Annotated in this window: 16 protein-coding genes and 1 pseudogene; 10 read left to right on the top strand and 7 right to left on the bottom strand. The window is 57.4% G+C overall.

Annotation, left to right across the window (positions count from 1 at the left end; translation table 11 throughout):
- The first annotated feature begins 166 nt into the window (after window positions 1-166).
- The 4 genes from ACMX25_RS36655 to ACMX25_RS36640 all read left to right on the top strand — a co-directional run bounded on the left by ACMX25_RS36655 (window position 167) and on the right by ACMX25_RS36640 (window position 4,589).
- Window positions 167-871 carry a Rossmann-fold NAD(P)-binding domain-containing protein gene (locus tag ACMX25_RS36655; protein WP_414954766.1) on the top strand — a complete coding sequence of 235 codons (705 nt, stop codon included), beginning with the start codon at window positions 167-169 and terminating at the stop codon, window positions 869-871.
- Window positions 872-1,164: 293 nt separating this feature from the next.
- Window positions 1,165-2,094, top strand: a complete 930-nt coding sequence (locus tag ACMX25_RS36650; RefSeq protein WP_414954765.1) for an alpha/beta hydrolase — start codon at window positions 1,165-1,167, stop codon at window positions 2,092-2,094.
- Between the two features lie 263 nt (window positions 2,095-2,357).
- Window positions 2,358-3,776, top strand: a complete 1,419-nt coding sequence (locus tag ACMX25_RS36645) for a sigma-54 dependent transcriptional regulator (RefSeq protein WP_414954764.1) — start codon at window positions 2,358-2,360, stop codon at window positions 3,774-3,776.
- Window positions 3,777-3,836: 60 nt separating this feature from the next.
- Window positions 3,837-4,589: a hypothetical protein gene (locus tag ACMX25_RS36640; protein ID WP_414954763.1), complete on the top strand. Its 753-nt coding sequence runs from the start codon at window positions 3,837-3,839 to the stop codon at window positions 4,587-4,589.
- A gap of 57 nt (window positions 4,590-4,646) precedes the next feature.
- Here ACMX25_RS36640 and ACMX25_RS36635 read toward each other — a convergent pair whose 3' ends face one another.
- Window positions 4,647-5,882 carry a tetratricopeptide repeat protein gene (locus tag ACMX25_RS36635; RefSeq protein ID WP_414954786.1) on the bottom strand — a complete coding sequence of 412 codons (1,236 nt, stop codon included), beginning with the start codon at window positions 5,880-5,882 and terminating at the stop codon, window positions 4,647-4,649.
- Window positions 5,883-6,116: 234 nt separating this feature from the next.
- On the opposite strand from ACMX25_RS36635, the gene ACMX25_RS36630 reads away from it, so the two are divergent.
- On the top strand, window positions 6,117-6,896 hold the full coding sequence (locus tag ACMX25_RS36630) for an alpha/beta hydrolase (RefSeq protein WP_414954762.1): 780 nt from the start codon (window positions 6,117-6,119) through the stop codon (window positions 6,894-6,896).
- Between the two features lie 149 nt (window positions 6,897-7,045).
- Here ACMX25_RS36630 and gcvA read toward each other — a convergent pair whose 3' ends face one another.
- Complete coding sequence (gene gcvA, locus ACMX25_RS36625; protein ID WP_414954761.1) at window positions 7,046-7,936, bottom strand: transcriptional regulator GcvA; 891 nt, start codon at window positions 7,934-7,936, stop codon at window positions 7,046-7,048.
- 615 nt (window positions 7,937-8,551) lie between these two features.
- Between gcvA and ACMX25_RS36620 the strand changes: the two genes are divergently transcribed.
- The 3 genes from ACMX25_RS36620 (at window position 8,552) to ACMX25_RS36610 (ending at window position 12,610) form a co-directional block, all read left to right on the top strand.
- The gene (locus tag ACMX25_RS36620; RefSeq protein WP_414954760.1) at window positions 8,552-10,237 is read left to right on the top strand and encodes a SulP family inorganic anion transporter; all 1,686 of its coding nucleotides are present in this window, start codon (window positions 8,552-8,554) and stop codon (window positions 10,235-10,237) included.
- Window positions 10,238-10,430: 193 nt separating this feature from the next.
- Complete coding sequence (locus tag ACMX25_RS36615) at window positions 10,431-10,622, top strand: YqaE/Pmp3 family membrane protein (protein ID WP_031360535.1); 192 nt, start codon at window positions 10,431-10,433, stop codon at window positions 10,620-10,622.
- An 833-nt stretch (window positions 10,623-11,455) separates the two neighbouring features.
- Window positions 11,456-12,610: a porin gene (locus ACMX25_RS36610; RefSeq protein ID WP_414954759.1), complete on the top strand. Its 1,155-nt coding sequence runs from the start codon at window positions 11,456-11,458 to the stop codon at window positions 12,608-12,610.
- A gap of 112 nt (window positions 12,611-12,722) precedes the next feature.
- On the opposite strand, the gene ACMX25_RS36605 is transcribed toward ACMX25_RS36610, so the two are convergent.
- Window positions 12,723-14,048 (bottom strand): MFS transporter, encoded by a 1,326-nt coding sequence (locus ACMX25_RS36605; protein WP_414954785.1) that lies wholly within the window; start codon window positions 14,046-14,048, stop codon window positions 12,723-12,725.
- 586 nt (window positions 14,049-14,634) lie between these two features.
- Here ACMX25_RS36605 and ACMX25_RS36600 point away from each other — a divergent pair.
- Window positions 14,635-15,087 carry a CHRD domain-containing protein gene (locus ACMX25_RS36600; protein ID WP_414954758.1) on the top strand — a complete coding sequence of 151 codons (453 nt, stop codon included), beginning with the start codon at window positions 14,635-14,637 and terminating at the stop codon, window positions 15,085-15,087.
- A gap of 12 nt (window positions 15,088-15,099) precedes the next feature.
- On the opposite strand, the gene ACMX25_RS36595 is transcribed toward ACMX25_RS36600, so the two are convergent.
- The 4 genes from ACMX25_RS36595 to ACMX25_RS36580 form a co-directional block, all read right to left on the bottom strand.
- On the bottom strand, window positions 15,100-15,789 hold the full coding sequence (locus ACMX25_RS36595; RefSeq protein ID WP_414954757.1) for a cytochrome b/b6 domain-containing protein: 690 nt from the start codon (window positions 15,787-15,789) through the stop codon (window positions 15,100-15,102).
- 90 nt (window positions 15,790-15,879) lie between these two features.
- Window positions 15,880-17,367 (bottom strand): sodium:solute symporter family protein, encoded by a 1,488-nt coding sequence (locus ACMX25_RS36590; protein ID WP_414954756.1) that lies wholly within the window; start codon window positions 17,365-17,367, stop codon window positions 15,880-15,882.
- Window positions 17,364-17,579 (bottom strand): DUF3311 domain-containing protein, encoded by a 216-nt coding sequence (locus tag ACMX25_RS36585; RefSeq protein WP_414954755.1) that lies wholly within the window; start codon window positions 17,577-17,579, stop codon window positions 17,364-17,366. The genes ACMX25_RS36590 and ACMX25_RS36585 overlap by 4 nt, the downstream gene beginning before the upstream one ends.
- Before the next feature lie 219 nt (window positions 17,580-17,798).
- Window positions 17,799-17,939: a hypothetical protein gene (locus ACMX25_RS36580; RefSeq protein WP_414954754.1), complete on the bottom strand. Its 141-nt coding sequence runs from the start codon at window positions 17,937-17,939 to the stop codon at window positions 17,799-17,801.
- Window positions 17,940-17,998: 59 nt separating this feature from the next.
- Between ACMX25_RS36580 and ACMX25_RS36575 the strand changes: the two are divergent.
- A pseudogene (locus tag ACMX25_RS36575) lies at window positions 17,999-18,274 on the top strand (hypothetical protein); the annotation flags it as partial.

Below are 18,274 nucleotides of genomic sequence, written 5' to 3'. Positions count from 1 at the left end.
TCGCCGCACGGTGCGGTGCTTATCTGGAGGAATTGACCAGCTACAAATCCCATTTTGGTGCTCGGAAGCACGGGCAAGACAGGCCGTCGGATAGTGGCGCGTCTTGCCGCCCGCAATCTCCCCGTGCGGCACGGTTCGCGGGCCGCCACGCCGCCGTTCGACTGGAATGATTACTCCCACGTGGGCACCCGCGCTCAAGGGCGTCAGCGCCGTCTACATCTGCTTCTACCCGGATTTGTCCGTCGCTGGGGCGACCGGCGCAATCCAGTCGTTCACCGATCTGGCTGTGTCGAGCGGCGTCCGGCGTCTCGTGCTGCTGTCCGGGCGCGGCGAGCCGGAAGCACAGCGCTGTGAAGACCTTGTGCGCAATGCCGGCGTCGACTGGACGCTGCTGCGCGCGAGCTGGTTCGCGCAGAACTTTAGCGAGGCGCATTTCCTGGAGCCGATACGCGACGGCGAGCTTGCATTGCCCGTTGGGAACATTGGCGAGCCGTTTGTCGATGCTGACGATATAGCCGACGTCGCGATAGCTGCGCTGACGCAGAACGGCCATGCCGGACAGCTCTACGAACTAACCGGCCCGCGTCTGGTGACCTTCGCCGAAGCGGTCGCGGAGATTGCCCGAACATTCGGGCGATCGATCCGGTTCACGAGGCTGTCCATGACGGAGTACACGGAAGCGCTTGTGGAAGCCGGGCTTCCGGCACAAACAGTCGAGCTTATCCACTATCTCTTCACGGATGTACTGGACGGCCGAAATGCCTCCGTGGAGGACGGTGTCATTCGCGCACTTGGGCGGCCTCCGCGTGATTTCAGCGCCTACGTGCGGGAGACGGCGGCAACGGGGATCTGGAGCCGCGAAGAAGCTTAGTTGAGTCTTCTCAGTCTCTCCCGTTTGGCAATCCGGGCGAAGCTTTTGCGAGCGATTCAAACATTTTCATGACGTCGCAAGGAGTCAACTCGCAGTCGTAAGCAGGCGATACAAAGATAATTTGAGCTTGTACCGTACGTCCTTCGCTTTGATCTCATGTGCGGGCCCCTTTGATGACAACGAGGAGTCTCAATGAAAATTCGACGGTCTTAAGGGGAGAGATTAAAGTCGGATAACTAAGTATTTGGAGTTTAAGCGTTGCCTTGGCATGTTTAACAACGGATAAAAAATCAATGCTCGAAACAGAAATGATGGAGTTTGTCCGGCGGACTTCCGAGATGTATCCGCCGGACACGGCCACCATGACAATTGCCGAGCAACGCGTTCTCTACGACAACTACGCAAAGGCGTTTACGCCTGCGCTGCCCGATGGGTTGCTCATTGAAACGAGCGCGCTCGATTCTGTCGCGGGACATCGCATTCCCTTGCGCTTGTACCGAACGACGAACGGCACGGCTCAAGCCGGCACCGTGCTGTACTTCCACGGCGGCGGTTTTGTGCTCGGCTCGCTTGATAGCCATGAAGCTATCACCGCGCGCCTTGCGGCCGATACCGGCATGCACGTGATCGCCGTTGATTATCGGCTCGCACCCGAGCACCCCGCGCCCGCCGCGCACGAAGACTGCATCGAAGTGACACTCGCAGCAATCAATGCCATGTTGCCCTTTGCGGGACTGCCCGCCAGGCTCCAAATCGCCGGCGATAGTGCCGGAGGGAATCTTGCCGCTAGCGTTGCAACCATTCTTCGTGACCGGGGAGTTGCCGGCGTGACGGGGGTGGTGGCGATCTATCCAGCGCTTGGACGGGAACCGGAATTGCCCGCGCGCGATACCGAGGCTGACGCCCCAATGCTCACGCTTGCCGACGTCCACGCTTACCGCGAACTTTACTGGCAGGACAGGGTGCCTTATCCGCAGATTTCGCCACTCGACGCACCTCACTTCAGCGGACTACCGGCGACATTAGCCGTTGGCGTTGAACATGATCCTCTGCGTGACGATGCCCGCGTCTATATCGAACGCATTCGCGCGGCGGGTGGGGAAGGCTATTTTTGGCTCGGGGAAGGACTGGTACATGGATGTCTGCGGGCACTTGATAAGAGCCCGGGCGTGAAGCTGCTGTATCGCGAGGTCTGTGAATTTTTGACGCGTCCACAGGGGTAAGCAGCGGTAAAAATAACTCGGGCAAGCCCCGTGCTGAACCTTGCCTGGTTGATTCCTGAACGGCCACCCAAGCTTTCTCGTTACATGTCGCGACGTTTTTTCATCGACAGAAACTCAACTTAACGTTTGGTTTCACCTGTCATGAAATCGCCCCGCTAGGATGGCGGATAGACAAGAAATGGTTGCTCACCTAGGGCAATTGTTTAAAGCCGTCGTGACTACAGTCGTGAAGCCGGGCCTACCAGAGAACCACTTATAACAATATGGACAGAGCACAACGCACGCTTCTATACATTGGAGGTAAGCCGAACGAATCGCTGCTAAGTTTTCTCAGTGACCCTGCCTGGTTTGTCGTGCCGGCGATGGGGGCCGACGCAGTGGCGAAGCTTGCGCGTGAGCCTATGGCCGGGCTGCTCGATCTGACAGACGGTATCCACGACGGGAGGTTCGCCAGGGTCCAGCAACTCTCACGTTCAGTGCTGGTTGCATGGGTCGCGCTTGTATCGCAAGAGACGCTACGGCGGGCGGCTGTTCGAGACTTTATCGCTACACATTGCTTTGCTTTTGTAACGCTGCCGGCATCGCATGAGCGGATCGTAGATGTGATCGGGCAAGCCATCGATATGGAGGTTCTTCGCTCAGAGGTCGTGCTACCCGATCTTGAGGATGCGTCAGAGGATCCTTTCGGGCACGCTTTAGGGGATGCATTCGGCCACGGCGTGATAGGTTCATCTGAGGCCATGCTGGAACTTTATCGGACCATTGGAAAGGTCTCAGCCAGTGACGCCGCTGTGTTCATTTCGGGCGAGTCGGGAACCGGCAAGGAATTGACCGCGCAGATGATTCACGGGCGATCGGTCCGCCGCGACATGCCTTTCGTGGCGGTGACCTGCGGCGCTGTTGCGCCTGATCTCCTTCATTCGGAATTGTTCGGCTACGAACGCGGAGCGTTCCCAGGTGCCACGCAACGCAAGATAGGGCGAGTCGAGCAGGCGTATGGCGGAACGCTGTTCATCGATGAAATTGGCAACCTGCCGCGTGAGAGTCAGGCCGCGTTGCTGCGTTTTATCCAGGAACGCAAGATCGAACGCCTGGGCAGTCTTGAGTCCGTTGATGTAGATGTACGGTTGATCACGGCAACGCACAAGGACATGCAAGCTGCCGTCGCGGAAGGCAAGTTTATGGCGGATCTTTTCTTCCGGCTTTGCGTGCTTCAGATTGGGGAGCCGCCGCTTCGCGTGAGAGGAAAAGACATCACGGATCTTGCCGCGCACACGCTTGAACGCTTTAAAAATGAACGCGCGCGCAGGATACATGGGTTTGCTCCGGACGCGATTGCAGCGTTGCATAACTATGGCTGGCCCGGGAATGTTCGAGAACTGATCGATCGTGTCCGCCGCGCAATAGTTTTGTCTGAAGGCAAGTTCATCACCGCTGACGACCTTGAATTGGCGGAGCATGTTTCACTCGCGCCGGACTTGCTTCGCGAAGCAAGGACTTCGGCGGACAGACGGGCAATAGAGGTGGCGCTCTTCGCGCATAAGGGCCGGGTTGTCGATGCCGCTCGCATCCTTGGCATTTCGCGCGTGCATCTGCACCGGTTGATGCAGGAGCTGGGAATATCCACGCGCGCGGCGCTTGATGAAGCGGACGAGTTGAGCGATCCCAGCGACTATGAGTAAAGCTACCACAGCGTCCTGATGCAGCCGATGACCCTCTCAATGTAATTGATGGAGAATCATATGCGCCTGCTTGATTCATTCGACCACACCGCATGGATCGCCTGCGAGCGATGCGGGAACACCTATTCCGGTGGCGGCCAAGGATGCAGCCGATGCGGTAATACGCCGACCATCATGCAGCGTCTGGGGAAATTATTTTCCCCTCCGAATTCGGAGAAGGTTAGTGCGCGCGGCGTATTGCCTCGCACGCGGTCACGGCGCGCAGCACGCATTGCGCTTGCGTGCATGCTTTGTGCGGGTGCGCTGGTCGCTTATACGTTGACTAAACCTTATCTTACGGGCATTGGCCACACGCCGCAGATCGGAAAAATGCACTCGCCCGCAACGGGGTCGCTGGTCCAAAGCGGGCAGGTGGTGACACAAGGCGCCTCGGTCTTGCCGGCTAAGCCATCCGCGTTAAATGATCAACAGAATGCCGGCGATGAAACCACGCGAGCACAACATCCGGATGTCAATGCGTTTTATAGTGCGCTGCAGGCCGGGAATCTGTCGGCGGCACGCAGGGGTCTTGCGAGGATATCGGTGAGCAGCGAGGGTAGCAGTCAGTTGGAAAAGATGCGTACGGAACTCACCAGCCGAGAACATACTCGCGATGCGTTGCTGCACCACGCGTGGCATTGCCGTGCGCTGGGTGACTGGCAGTGTGTTGCCGACAATGCGACGCAAGCGTACGCGATCGATGCCTCTAGCTGGGAAGCAAGACATCTCGTTGCCATGGCGGCGAAGGAAACCAGCAAGGCTGATAAAGAATAGGACTTGGCGGCTTAGGCTTAAGCGGCAGATCAAGCGCTCAATGCGTCGCGTGTGCGGCTAACTTGCGCTTCGCATGATGTCGGCAAGCGCATCCTTGACCTCGTTGATCAAAGCGGGCCAGCCGCCCTGGTCCTGGCGAAACAGGTACATATCCTTGGGGTACCACGGCGAGTTGTTTCCCGTTCGATGCCAGCGCCAGTCGACTCCTGTTTGCGGCAGCATCAACCAGCATGCAACGCCCAACGCACCGGCCACGTGAGCGATCGCTGTATCGACGCAGATGACAAGATTCAGTTGCGCAACGATGGCCGCGGTATCGCCAAAATCGCGAATCTCCCGTCCCAGGCAAAGGGCGGGTTGCAGCGCCTTGCATTCATCGGCCTGCATTTCAGCATCCCCTACCTGCAGGCTGATGAAGCGAGTTCCACTCACGGACCACAGCGGCGCCAGATCGGAAAAATGGCGTAACGACCGTTGCGCGTCGTTGTCGTGCTCGGCGTTGCCTTTCCAAACCAACCCAACCCGCAAGTCGTCGCCGGGTAAGCGTGCTTGCCACTTCTCCAAACGATTGGTGAATACGCCCACATAGGGAATCCCTGCTGGAATCGACGCGACTGTTGTCCCCATGCGTAAGGGCAGGCTCATTAACGAAGCCCAGTAATCGTGTCCTTGGAGCGCTTGCGGGTCGGTGATCAGCGCGTCTATACCTTCTACCGTACGCAGAAGCGGCGCGAGTAGGGGTTGGCAGATCATCGATATCTTTGCCGCACCTTGCGCCTTGAGCAGCGACACGTAACGGACGAACTGTATGGTGTCGCCGTAGCCTTGCTCCGGCAAGAGCAACAGGGTTTTGCCGCTCAGGTCCTCACCGTTCCATTGAGGGAAGGGCAACTGCCGGTGTTCTTCAAACGCTTCCGATCGCGCTTCGTAATATTGCCAGCCTTCCGTATATTGGCCGGCGGAGAGAAGAAGCATCCCCAGGTTGAAACGGGCTTCGGCAAAGTCCGGCTTCAGTTCGAGCGCACGACGATATTCAGTTTCCGCTTGTTCATGCCGATGAAGTTTTTCGAGCGTCCCTGCGCGGTTATTCCTGATTTCTGCAGAATCTGGCATCTGTTCGAGCGCGCGGCAATAGTGCGTTTCGGCTTCATTGAACTGCCCGCATTGCCGCAATAGATTCGCCAGGTTGTTGTGCGCCAGACCATTGCGATCATCCCGTTCAAGCACGCAACGATAAGCGCGTTCTGCTGCTGTCATGTCCCCCTGTTGCCAAGCATGCCATGCTGATTCCATGAGCGGATGGTCCGTGTGTTCGCGGTCGGAGAATGTTTTCCGGTTCATAAGGCGGTCTTGTTTGCGGCAGACGTTGGCAAGCGTTACTGCTCTTGTATCAGGCGTCCCTTACAAAACGCTGACCGTGCAAAGGGGATTTAAAAATATCCAAAAAATATTTGATCACGATGGGAATAGCGGGAGGGATACGTGTGTTTGTCCCATTGCAAACCACACACTTTCCAGGAATTAAAAATGAAGACCCGTCGTGCTACGTTACTTTTGTCGATCCTTGCCAGCGCGTTCATTTCAGCCGGTGCCATGGCTCAAGAGACTCAACCTGCTAAAGGCCCTGTCAAGAACATCGTGCTGGTTCACGGTGCGTTTGTGGGTGGTTCGGGTTGGAGACCGGTCTACGATATCCTGACCAAGGACGGTTATAACGTCACCTTGGTCCAGGAACCGTTGACGTCGTTTGCGGAAGACGTGACTGCCACGAAACGCATTCTTGACCGTCAGGACGGCCCGGCTATTTTGGTTGGCCACAGCTATGGCGGCGCGATCATTACATCGGCTGGAAATGACTCCCATGTAGCGGGTCTGGTCTACATTGCTGCTCATGCGTTGGACACGGATGAAACCGAGGTTGGCAACGGCAAGAAGTTTCCGAATTCGGCCCACCCGCTTGTGAAAACACCGGATGGTTTCCTGTTCCTCGATCCGGCCAACTACCCTGGCGATTTCGCTGCGGACCTGCCGCTGAAGCAGGCTCAGTTTGAAGCCCGCGCACAGATGCCGACATCGGCCGCGGTTTTCTCGGCCCCTATGACCGATCCCGCATGGAAGGTCAAACCTAGCTGGTATATGGTCGCGAAGTCGGACAAGATCATCAATCCTGACCTGGAACGGATGTACGCGGCCCGCGCGCACAGCCATACCGTTGAGATAGCCGGCGCGAGTCACTCAGTGTATGAATCGCATCCGAAAGAAGTGGCCGCTTTGATTGAACAAGCAGCCGAGCATGCGCAGGACTAAGCTGCATTTTAAATAAAGGGTGGTGCAGGGGCATGGATCGGTGAACTGTTCATTTCCATATACATAGGAATGCTGATAGTGTGATGAGGTCGAATTCGTCCACGATCCAGTCCCTGCAAGCCTTTGCTATTTCACCACGCCCCGCCGTGCTATGTATTGGCTTCTTGTTCCAGCCACGAGCGGAAGGCAACAACAAGTTCGTCCGTTTCCTTGGCCTCCGGCACATAAGTACAGTAACTGCGGGCAGGAAGACGTGGACTGGCGAATGGTGCGACAAGCCGCCCGGATGCCAGGTCATTCGCTATCAGGGCGGTCGGTCCCATCGCGACCCCTAAGCCGTCGAGCGCGGCTTGGAGCGTGAGATAAAAATGATCGAGCGTCAGCGTGGTGGCGGGCTTGAGATCGGCTACCTTCGCTTTGGCGAGCCAGTCGCTCCATAACCTTGGGAGGCTTGATGTATGCAGGAGCGTGTGATGGATCAGGTCGCGCGTTGTCTTGAGTGGCAGTTGATTGAGCAGCGCGGGACTGCAGACCGGTATGCGTTCCTCTGACAAGAACGGGCGCATTGAATAGCCGTAGAACGAGTCGGGGCCGCCACGAATGATGATGTCGTAGGTGTCTTGCAGTGCTTCTACCGGCTCATTGGACGTCTCCAGACTCACCTCAACGCCGGGATGCCGCCGTTGAAAGCCTGCGAGTCTTGGGACGAGCCAGCGCAGTGCGAACGTGGCGGGTCCATTCACCCGGAGGACTCGTGGCGATACGCTGCCCACATAACCATACCTGGAGGTTGCGGAGGCGACCTGTTCGAACGCCGGTCCGATTTCAGCGAGATACGCGCGGGCTGCTGGTGTGAGGACGACGCGCCGATTGTGGCGCTCGAACAAGGGTGCGCCCAACCATTCCTCTAGCAGACGGATATGTTGGCTCACAGCGCCGTGAGTGACGTGTAATTCGGCTGCGGCTGCCTTGAAGCTGCCTAAGCGGGCAGCGGCTTCGAAGGCGCGAAGTGCGTTAAGCGGGGGTAGAAGATGCTGCATTCAGGTCAGTTTTGCTAGCGGAAAATACAAGATTTAGTGTTCCAATGCCCAGAATCACAAGAGATATAGTCGCCCGAAAAGCATTCTTAAGCAATGGGCTTTGCTAAAGAGGTCCCGCGTCCGTGCAAATTCGGAGGAAGGTTGTTCGCGGATAGCGCGGGGTGTCCCATGGGCAGGTTCAATCACTGGCGGCGAAGCGTGTGGGTATCCGTGTTCGGAGAAAGAGGGGTTCACACATCCTAAGCTCTGGCGAGCACCGTGCTTTTGGGGCACCCATGAATCAAAACTGCACGCTGTGGACACTTAGGGTAGAGCGGTGAAAGCGTTTTCTTTGCTTCGTTTCTTTCGCTAAGGACCAGGAAATGACGCGCCGCCACGCGCAGTGGCTAATAGTGATAAAGAGATTAGCAAACCTAAGTAGGCCACTAGCCCTGAAAGCATCAACCCGGCATTGACCCTGACCGCCAACGCGGGAACCTGGCAACCCCGGCGCATGCACAATGACCGCGAACTAAGAAGAACCCTTGCTCTACCAAAGCAACTTGCGGCACGATGCGTCAATGAAAAATTCATTTTTATTGGACCATTGGAACCAACATCGTTCGGGGACGCGCAATGCGCTTTAAGTTACTAACGGGCGTATTGCCGCTTGGCCGCGGCGCCGCCCTCCGCGATCTCCTGGCCGGCGTGACACTCGCGACAATGGATATTCCGCAAGTGTTGGGCTATGCGCGCATCGCGGGAATGCCGGCCGTGACCGGCCTTTACACCGCATTTCTACCGCTGCTCGCATTCGCACTCTTCGGCGCATCCCGTCATCTGGTCGTGGCAGCAGACTCGGCGACAGCTACCATTTTCGCAAGCCATCTCTCGACCATGGCCACGGCCGGCAGCGCGCAATACATGGCGCTAGCCGGGGTCGTTGCGCTGCTCACTGCGGGAATGTTGCTGCTCGCGCGGATCTTCAAGCTCGGCTTCCTGGCTGATTTCCTGTCTCGTACGGTCTTGCTCGGTTTCCTGGCCGGGGTCGGCGTCCAGGTCGGCGTCGCGATGCTGGGCGACATGCTTGGCATATCAACAGGGTCGTCGCGCACGCTGGTTCAGATCGAATCAATAGCGCTGAATCTTGCTCACATATCGCTGCCAACGCTGGGTATATCGGCTGCAGTCGTGACCTGTATTCTCGTGTTCAAGCGTTTGCTGCCGCGTCTTCCCGTCGCCATGTTCGCCGTGATCGGCGGCATTGCGGCGAGTTATGCCTACGACTTCGCCGGGCACGGAATCTCGATCGTAGGCCCGGTTGCCGGCGGTCTGCCAGCGCTGAGTTTTCCGCTTGCAACCTGGCAGCAGACGCTGGACCTCGTGCCCGTGGCCGCATCCTGTTTCGTGATGATCATTGCGCAAAGCGTCGCGGCAGGACGAGTGTTTGCAGAGCGCTATCGCGAACCAGTGGACGCCGATGCGGACATCCTGGGTATTGCTGCAGCCAACGCAGTCGCGGCCGTGACCGGGGCGTTCGTGGTCAACGGCAGTCCGACCCAGACCGCCATGGCGGATCGCGCCGGCGCACGCAGCCAGTTCGCGCAAGTGGTGTTCGCGGTCGTGGTCGGTGTGGTGCTGATGTTCTTCAGCAAGTGGCTGCAGTATCTGCCGCACTGCGTGCTCGCGGGCATTGTGTTCACGATCGCGATCGGATTAGTTGATGTCAAGAGCCTCTACGCCATCCGCCGCGAAAGTCCGGGTGAACTTACGCTGGCACTTGTCACGGCCCTGGCGGTGGTGGTGATCGGTGTTGAGGATGGCATACTGTTGGCGGTTGCGTTGTCGTTGCTGCGCCATGTGCGCCATAGTTATCATCCGCACACCATGATGCTTGCGCCCACTCCGGCACTTGACGGACGCTGGGCGCCAGTGCCTGCCACGCCCGGCACCGAGACCGCACCGGGATTGCTTGTGTATCGCTTTGGCGCAGACCTGTTTTTCGCGAACGATCATTTTTTCGTCGACGATGTGCGCCGCATGCTCGACCGCGCGCCCACGACTGTGCACTGGTTGATCGTGGACGCCAGCGCGATTACGGACCTCGATTATTCGGCGGCCCGGACTCTCGGTGAATTCTGCGAGAGTTTGAAGCAGCGCGATGTCAACGTGCTGTTTGCGCGCGTCAACCGGTATCTGCGAGCCGATATGGACCGTCACGGCATCACCGCAGTGCTGGGAGAATCGCACATCTTCGAGACGCTGCATCAGGCGCTGGTAGCGGCTGGATTCGATCCATCTGCAGTGTCGAATACGCATTGATTGTGCCTCATGGAGATGTAGCCAATCAATGGTTCGAATTGGCATGCGCCCTATGTTCCAAGCGTAGCGCTTGTCGTTGCCACAAAGAAAGGGCTAAAGTTTTGGCCCAGCGGACCGTTATCACGTCCTTGCACGACGAAAAAACGGGGTCGCCGATTCTGGACGGCCTTCTTCTAACACGACGGAAAACTTCATGCGCCTCCTGCTCGCCATTTTCTTGCCCTGGCTCCAGTTCTTCACGATCGGCCGGCCGTTTGCCGGGATCATCTGCTTGCTGCTGCAGATTACGCTTATTGGCTGGATCCCGGCTGCAATCTGGTCGGTCTACGCGCTTAGCGAATACAAAACCGACCGAAAAATCGCACGGGCGGTCGCCGGCCGGTAGGCGGGGATTGGGCAGACAGGGCGCTGAACATACGACCTATGACGACGCACGGGTGCATCGATCAACAGCAATCTCGCCGACTACATCATGGCTGCGGACACGCCGGCGCTTGCCGTTACCTTCCTGGTTCCTGGATACCATTCTCAACGAGCGGCATGCGCGGGAGTTTCGCGGAAACCGATGCGGCGGCGATTACCCGCGCGGTCCTCCACGCAACTGGAGTGCGAGTCCGGTCGCTGCCCGTGATGATTGAGGATTTGTTAAAAGGTAAAAAATACGCATGACAGATCGCGCGCGACAGGGGGCGGAACAATAAAAAATCGACCGGCGGATATTCGCCGTATTAATAGCGGTATTAGCAAGAATCCGCGAATACTGTCGTGTTTTATTTTCTTTTTTGAGTGCCAGAATGGTGCAAATTTTCGCCGGTCGAAACCGTTGCGGTCTATGACTCAGAACACCTGTAAAAGCAATTTATGTTCCGTGAGTTCGTTGCAGAACAGTTAGCACCGACTCGGCACTAGAAAACAACAATTGCGTATGTAGGAGGTATTGAACAAGTTGTTTTTTTGGACTAGATTAACTTCGGCTCGCGTTCTTCACGAAAGTTGTTGCCAAACATTTTCAGTGCGAGTTTGAGACCGCGAGCCTGCTTGCGGTCTCTCTCAATTACAGTGTTTTGACGGGTTTTTTTCATTTCGTTTATTTGTAAATCTATTTAGGTATACCAATCAAAAGAATTGTAATAGACGAACTGCTGGATATTGTCTGAGTACGTTGCAAGAAAAATTTTTTCCCGTGTCTTATTCCCGAGTCTTAGCGTGGAGAAAGAGATGAAGAAGAGAGCCCTTGGCGCGGTCTCGTTGGCGCTTCTTGGTATGGCGGGGGTAGCGCGGGCGCAGTCCAGCGTTACGTTGTATGGAACGATCGACGCGGGCGTGGGTTATGTAAAAACCAGCCAAGGCGCGCGATGGGGATTTATCGATGGCACGTTGTCAGGGGATCGCTGGGGCTTGAAGGGCTCGGAAGATCTTGGCGGCGGCATAAAGGCAATCTTCGATTTAGAAAATGGTTTTGATATTGGCACAGGTCAGCTAGGTCAGGGCGGCCGGGAATTTGGACGTCAGGCGTTCGTCGGCCTGTCAGGTGATAGTTGGGGCACCCTGACGCTGGGTCGACAATATGATCCGCTTGTAGACATGGTTCAACCGCTCACGGCGGACAATTATTTCGGGAGTATTTTTGCGACCCCCGGCGACGTGGACAACTACGACAACAGCCTGCGCGTATCGAACGCCGTGAAGTATGTGTCGCCTAATTACTCCGGCTTGCAGTTCGAGGGGCTCTACGCCTTCAGCGGTCTGGCCGGCCGCACGGGCCAGGGCTATACCTACAGCGGGGCGGTCACCTACAACAACGGTCCGCTCGGTATTGCCGCCGGTTATTTCCTCGCCACCAACCCCAGTCCGACCGCAGGCGCGTTTCGCGACGGATGGGATCCGACTTCATCGTCAGACGCAATCTTCGACGGCGCGATCAACAACGGGTACACGACCGCTAAATCGCTGGGTATAGCGCGTGCGGCCATTCAGTACGCGATCGGTCCTGTCACGGTCGGCGGTTCGTATAGCAACGCGCAATACAAAAGCGACGGTGATTCGACCTTCACAAGCACCGAGAAGTACAACATTGGCAATGCGTTCGTTAACTTCCAGGCCACGCCAGCCTGGTTGTTTGCTGTCGGCTACTCGTATGAGAAGGCGAGCGGCAACACGTCGGCTACTTATAATCAGGCTAGCATCGGCGCGGATTACTCGCTGTCCAAGCGCACGGATCTTTATGCAGTGGGCGCTTATCAGCATGCCAGCGGCAGCCAGCTCAACCCGGACGGCACCACTTCGTCAGCACAGGCTTCGATCGGCTCATATGGCTTTAACGGCACAGCCAGCCAGGAGATGTTTATCCTTGGCATGCGCCACAAGTTCTGAGAGTGATCCGGCGGTAGATGAAACCGAGTAGTACGTAGCATTGTCCCTGGCGGCGCTGCTGGTGCTCGCGCTCGTGGTGAAGGCCCGCGAATGAATACCAACCGCAAACGATTCAATGGTTGATGGTCTCGAGCGCCAGCCCTTTGGTGGAAGGTCCAAGCAGGATCATGCAGATTGCCACCAGCATCGACATGCCGACGAATACAGCCACGCCCGTCACGCCATATCCATGCAGCAGAATACCGATCGCCAGCCCGGCGAAGGCCGCTGAAATCCGGCTCCACGAATACACAAAACCAATCGCGCGCGCCCGCACGCGGGTCGGATATAGCTCGGCTTGATAGCCGTGGTAAGCATAGGACATGATGTTCGCGGCCAAGGTGAACAACACGCCGAGCCCGATCAGGATCCATGGCGTGGAGACCTGGGAAAATATCGCGATCACGATGGCCATCGTGAGAAGCCCACCGCAAATCTGCGTTTTTCTTTCGAGTTTGTCGGCGAACAACATGCCCAGCAGCGGACCAAAGGGGTTTGCAATCGCAATGACGAATGCATATCCGAGGCTTGCCGTGACATGAATGCCGCGATGGATCAGAAGCGTCGGCACCCAGGCGGCGAAGCCATAGAAACCGATCACTTGCGCCATGTTGAAGATCGAGAGAATGATCGTTCGGCGCCGATAACCCGGCGCGAAGATTTCCTTGAGCGAGCCACGTCCTTCTCTTTCAGGCAAGACCGCTTGTGGCGGCGGCAGGATGATGCCCTTCTCCGCAACAACACGGCGTTCGATGTCCGCGACTATCTTCTCAGCTTCATCAGTCCGGCCATGACGCGCAAGCCAACGCGGGCTCTCCGGAATATGTCGACGCAAGATCCAGACAACCACGGCGCCCACGGACCCGATCAGGATTACAACTCGCCAATAGTCGAGGCCGAGCGGCCGCGTCCCGTTCAATGCATACGCGAGAAATGCGATGACCGGTACGACTGCAAACGTGATGAACTGGTTCATCGCGTAAGCTCGGCCGCGCTCCTGGCTTGGGATCAGCTCGGAGATATACGTGTCGATCGTTACCAGCTCGACACCAATGCCAATGCCCGCGATAAAGCGCCATATATCGAGCGCGAACCCGGAAGTCTGGAACGCCATGATGACCGTGCAGACCATGTACCAGACCAGCGACCACGTGAAGATCAGGCGCCGGCCGAACCGGTCCGCAACATAACCCAGCGCGAGGGTGCCCACCCATAGTCCTGCAAATGTGGCGAACACAAAGGTGCCGAAGCCGGCAACGGCAAGAGGCTGGAGAGCAGCAAAGAAGCCTAGCGACTCCGGTTTGAATAATCCGGACTGGATCATCCCGGGCGCAACGTAACCTGTGAAGAACAGGTCGTAGAATTCGAATACACCGCCAAGCGAGATCAGGATGACCATCGTCCAGACCGTACGCGAAGGTGGCAACCGATCAAGCCGTGCCGCGATTTCAACTGCTTTCCCGCTGGACATGTACGCCTCTTATTTTTGAAAGGACTGTAAAGTCGATTCCCCACGTCCCGTTAGTTTTACTTCTTCATTTGCTTCTTCAATCTCGCACATCATCGCGACGTTCAGCAATGCGGGCGAACACCGACGAATCTCGCACCATTAATACAGGAGTCGTACCGTGCGCGGTGAATGCGCGAGGGTAGCGGTCCTTCTGCGTTGCGAGCACTGTCTAGTCCGGCAGTACGGCAGGACTCCGCGACTATCGCGACAACACGTGTGAACCTCGGCGCTTCCATGCTTGTCAGATCATTCACGGGCGAGCATGATCTAGCGTGAATTTGTTCGTGAATTCAGTGGGTTCTCAGGCCTTGCGATCTAGCGTAAGTGGTCATGCCGGCTGCTGGCAGGAACGGGCAAATTTGAGTTTTCTCGCTTTCGTGAATTGAGCCGGACGTGAACCTGACATGAACCTAAGGTGAAGCTCAAGTGGTCTTGGCTCAGCCAAACCTCAAACCTATTGACAGGAGATAATCAAATGGATGTTTCCATCTCGCGACGTGCTCTCATGGTTTTCGCCGGCCTCGCGTGTGCGGGGGCGATGACCCTGGCGCAAGCGGCGCCCGTCTCGTTCACCGTGCCGCTCACCGGCGCGCAGCAGGTGCCCCCAGTCCAAACCTCGGGTAACGGCTCGGCCGACATCTCCTACGATCCCGACACCCGCGTCGTCACCTGGACAGTCACGTTCAGCGGCTTGTCGAGCGACGCCACCATGGCGCACTTCCATGGTCCCGCCGCGTCCGGCAAGAATGCGCCTGTGAAGGTCTGGTTGTCAGAGAAAGGCGCAGCCGTCACGAGTCCATTCAAAGGCAGCGCTACGCTGTCGCCGGCGGACGCGCAAGAGTTTGTTGCGGGCCAGATGTACGTCAACGTGCACACCAAGGATCATCCGGGTGGGGAAATTCGCGGTCAGGTAGTGCCGCCGAAGTAACGGACGCCGCGCTCAGAGGTACGTGGCGAGCAGCGTTACTGCGGTGGCGCTGACAACCATCAAGAGCAGCGCCAATATGACTGACGCTTGCCGGGGCGCGCGGATGCGCTCCGGCAAGCGCTTGCGTCCAGTGAGCATGGGGCGCAGCAGGTTGTGACCCTTGGCGATCGCATAGACGGCGATAGCCAGCACGTGCAGCACCACCGCCGCAAGCAGTACATCCCAAAGGATCGTGTGCAACGCCGTGATTGCGTTGGCGATTGCCGCGGGGACCCATTGCGTCAACGGCCCGTCGTCCGCAACGTCGTTATTGACGTAAAGCCCGGTCAGCGTCTCGCCCAGCAGCAACGCTAGCAGAAGCACGACCATCCAACCGCCCGCCGAATTGTGCCCCACCTGCAGGTCGGCTTCGCGGTGGAACACGTGACGCAGATACCGCCATGCAGCGGCGGGCGCGCTCAGGAAATTGTGAAACCGCGCGGTCTCACTGCCGAAAAACCCCCACAGCAAACGGAACACCACCAGCGCCAGCAGCGTCTCGCCAATGCGGACGTGCCAGTCCATCCAGTTCAGCTTCGAGGTTACGTAGGCTGCCGCCACCAGCACGACGACCAGCCAGTGAAAAAGTCTCGTTGGCATGTCCCAGACGAGCACCGGACGAGAAGGCGGCTCCTGCTGGGTGGCGGGATCGTTGGCGTTCATTCGTTGGCGTTCATATTGGCTGTGCCGGCGAACTAAGAAAAGAAAGCGCCGGCACTTCAAATCGCGCACCGCTCGATCGACTCGACGGACTCAACGTAATGCGCCATCGGTTTCACGCGCGGCACCGCTTGCAACACGCGGTTGCGTGACCGCACTCACGACTACAAACACGATGATATTCAACGCCAGCGCGAGGAAGCCGATATTGATGTCCTTTGCCGCATCGGGGAGGAACGGAAACATCTGTCCGATGCTCAGGTGCATTGTCGTGGTCGCTACCACAACGGCCACGCCTGCGATGATGCCACCCATGGCGCCCTGTTTCGTTGCGCGGCTTCGTTGCATCAGGCTTGCTATCAATGCAGGGAAGAGTTGTGTCACGAAGCTATAGCCCATCAGCAGCAATGCGACGATCGTATTGCCGCCCTGCAGCGTGAACCAGATCGCAACGAGCGCGACGACTGGCACGAGCCAGCGTGCAAGCCGGCCGACAAATGCATCGGAGGCCTGACGATTCATCGCTCCTCTATATACATCGTTTGCAAGAAGGGTCGACGCCGAGGTAAGGATCATCGAGCCGGGGACGAGCGCCGTCAGCACGCCGGCAGCGCCGATCACACCGACAATCCACGGATCGAAGCTTTGGATGGACAGACGGAACAACGACAAGTCGATGTCGCCGCCTTTCAGGCCCGGCACCTTGAGCGTTGCAGCGAATCCGACGAAGAACACGAACAGCAGGATCAGTTGATACACCGGCAGGATGATCGCGTTGCGCCGGAAGATCCGTTCATCGCGAGCCGTGTACACCGAACCGAACGTATGCGGCCACATGAAGAAACCAAGCGCCGTCAGCAGCACCGTTGACTGGAACCACGACACGCTCGATCCCTTCGCGGGGAAGGTGAGGAAGCCGGGCTTGGCGGCATCGATAGCATGGAACATCGGGCCAATGCCGCCGTAAAGGTGATAGGGCAGGTAGATGCCCAGCACCAGCACGACGCTCAGGATCAGGACGTCTTTCACCACGGAATTCCACGCCGAGCCTCGCACGCCCGACAGGATCACGTACGCGGTGACGACCAGCGCACCAATCCACACGGCGATGGTCGGCGATATCACGCCATACGACGCGGTCGCCACGATGATGCCAAGTCCCTTGAGCTGCAGGACGAGATAGGGAATCAACGCGACCACGCCGACCACCGCGACCAGGACGCCGAGCGCGGGGCTATCGTATTTGCGAGCAAAGTAATGGGGCTGGGAAACGAGCCGGTGCTTTTTTGCGTAGCGCCAGATTGGCGGCAGCATCCAGTACGAGAGGATGTAGGCAAGCGTCCCGTAGGCGAGGATGTAGTAGACCGGTGCACCCTTGCCATAAGCGAAGCCGCTGCCGCCGAGGAACGTGAACGTCGTATAGATTTCCCCGGCCATCAGGAGGAATACGAACGCCGTGCCGAAGCTGCGGCCGCCGACAGTCCATTGCTCGAGATTCATGTCGTGACCACGCCGCGCACGTACGCCCAGATACAGCGCCAGCAGGGTCACTGCAATGATGATGAGGAGGGCGCTGCTCATGATCGGGCCTCGCCAGCTTCGTTGACGGCTTGCCGGTTGACCGGATCCAGCCGATAGATGATGCCCATGATGATCGCGCTCAGCACGATCCAGATCACGATCCACGCAAGCACGAACGGCATGCCGAGGACGAGCGGTTCAACCTGATTGACGAACGGAATACCGATGAGAATGCCGATGAACGGTAGCGCCGCCATAATTCGAAAAAGCATGACGAATAACCCCCTTGAGCTGCGTAGCTTTTATCCCGGACCTTCATTTATTTCGCTGACTCTATGCTTTATTCGTTGATTCGGCAAAGCCGATCAAAAAAGCGCAGGGATTTGAAAGGACCTTGTGAGGCTGCAGGGCGGCCGCTCTTTTCCCGGCCACGCCGGATTGAGCAGACATTTCTGTATCACTTTTAAAACGGCCGGGAAATGCTGATGCGACTAGGGTTTTGCCGCCAGCAAACCGGTGCTTTCAAACATCGCTTCAAAACTCGGACGCCCTTCCAGTAAGGCATTGACCTGACGACAGCGTTTGCGCGTTTGATCGGACAGATAGCGTTCATTCGGGTTTGTACTGTTCAAGAGTGAATCAAAAACGTTCTCGTCCCCATTGTGTGCTGCTGCATATCCAACGAGGCTCCATGCTGGTACTGGGTTTCAGAGATCTGGCACGGTCCTCGCTTTATGTGTGGTGCAGCACCAGCCGGAGTCTAAAAATAACCCACGACTTCGGCGAGTCTGCTTACGGGGCTGGTCGCAACATGTCTTCGATGAATGCCGTCAGATGCATCACGAAGACGAGGCGGACCAGTATAAAAAATAGGCGCACAGCGCACGAATCAGAGAAAAAAATCATGTTGACCCTCAAATCAGACCTGCACGGCAATCATCTGTTGGGCGCGCTTCCGGCGCACGAA

This window comes from Caballeronia eucalypticola, from assembly GCF_047608185.1.
GTDB lineage: Bacteria > Pseudomonadota > Gammaproteobacteria > Burkholderiales > Burkholderiaceae > Caballeronia.
Note: the sequence above shows the minus strand (reverse complement) of the source record. Positions and strands in the feature narration are given on the sequence as shown.

Coding starts and splice junctions, on each gene's coding strand:
- ACMX25_RS36655 (WP_414954766.1), top strand. CDS start 167: ATGATTACTCCCACGTGGGCACCCGCGCTCAAGGGCGTCAGCGCCGTC.
- ACMX25_RS36650 (WP_414954765.1), top strand. CDS start 1,165: ATGCTCGAAACAGAAATGATGGAGTTTGTCCGGCGGACTTCCGAGATG.
- ACMX25_RS36645 (WP_414954764.1), top strand. CDS start 2,358: ATGGACAGAGCACAACGCACGCTTCTATACATTGGAGGTAAGCCGAAC.
- ACMX25_RS36640 (WP_414954763.1), top strand. CDS start 3,837: ATGCGCCTGCTTGATTCATTCGACCACACCGCATGGATCGCCTGCGAG.
- ACMX25_RS36635 (WP_414954786.1), bottom strand. CDS start 5,882: ATGGAATCAGCATGGCATGCTTGGCAACAGGGGGACATGACAGCAGCA.
- ACMX25_RS36630 (WP_414954762.1), top strand. CDS start 6,117: ATGAAGACCCGTCGTGCTACGTTACTTTTGTCGATCCTTGCCAGCGCG.
- gcvA (WP_414954761.1), bottom strand. CDS start 7,936: ATGCAGCATCTTCTACCCCCGCTTAACGCACTTCGCGCCTTCGAAGCC.
- ACMX25_RS36620 (WP_414954760.1), top strand. CDS start 8,552: ATGCGCTTTAAGTTACTAACGGGCGTATTGCCGCTTGGCCGCGGCGCC.
- ACMX25_RS36615 (WP_031360535.1), top strand. CDS start 10,431: ATGCGCCTCCTGCTCGCCATTTTCTTGCCCTGGCTCCAGTTCTTCACG.
- ACMX25_RS36610 (WP_414954759.1), top strand. CDS start 11,456: ATGAAGAAGAGAGCCCTTGGCGCGGTCTCGTTGGCGCTTCTTGGTATG.
- ACMX25_RS36605 (WP_414954785.1), bottom strand. CDS start 14,048: ATGGTCATCCTGATCTCGCTTGGCGGTGTATTCGAATTCTACGACCTG.
- ACMX25_RS36600 (WP_414954758.1), top strand. CDS start 14,635: ATGGATGTTTCCATCTCGCGACGTGCTCTCATGGTTTTCGCCGGCCTC.
- ACMX25_RS36595 (WP_414954757.1), bottom strand. CDS start 15,789: ATGAACGCCAACGATCCCGCCACCCAGCAGGAGCCGCCTTCTCGTCCG.
- ACMX25_RS36590 (WP_414954756.1), bottom strand. CDS start 17,367: ATGAGCAGCGCCCTCCTCATCATCATTGCAGTGACCCTGCTGGCGCTG.
- ACMX25_RS36585 (WP_414954755.1), bottom strand. CDS start 17,579: ATGCTTTTTCGAATTATGGCGGCGCTACCGTTCATCGGCATTCTCATC.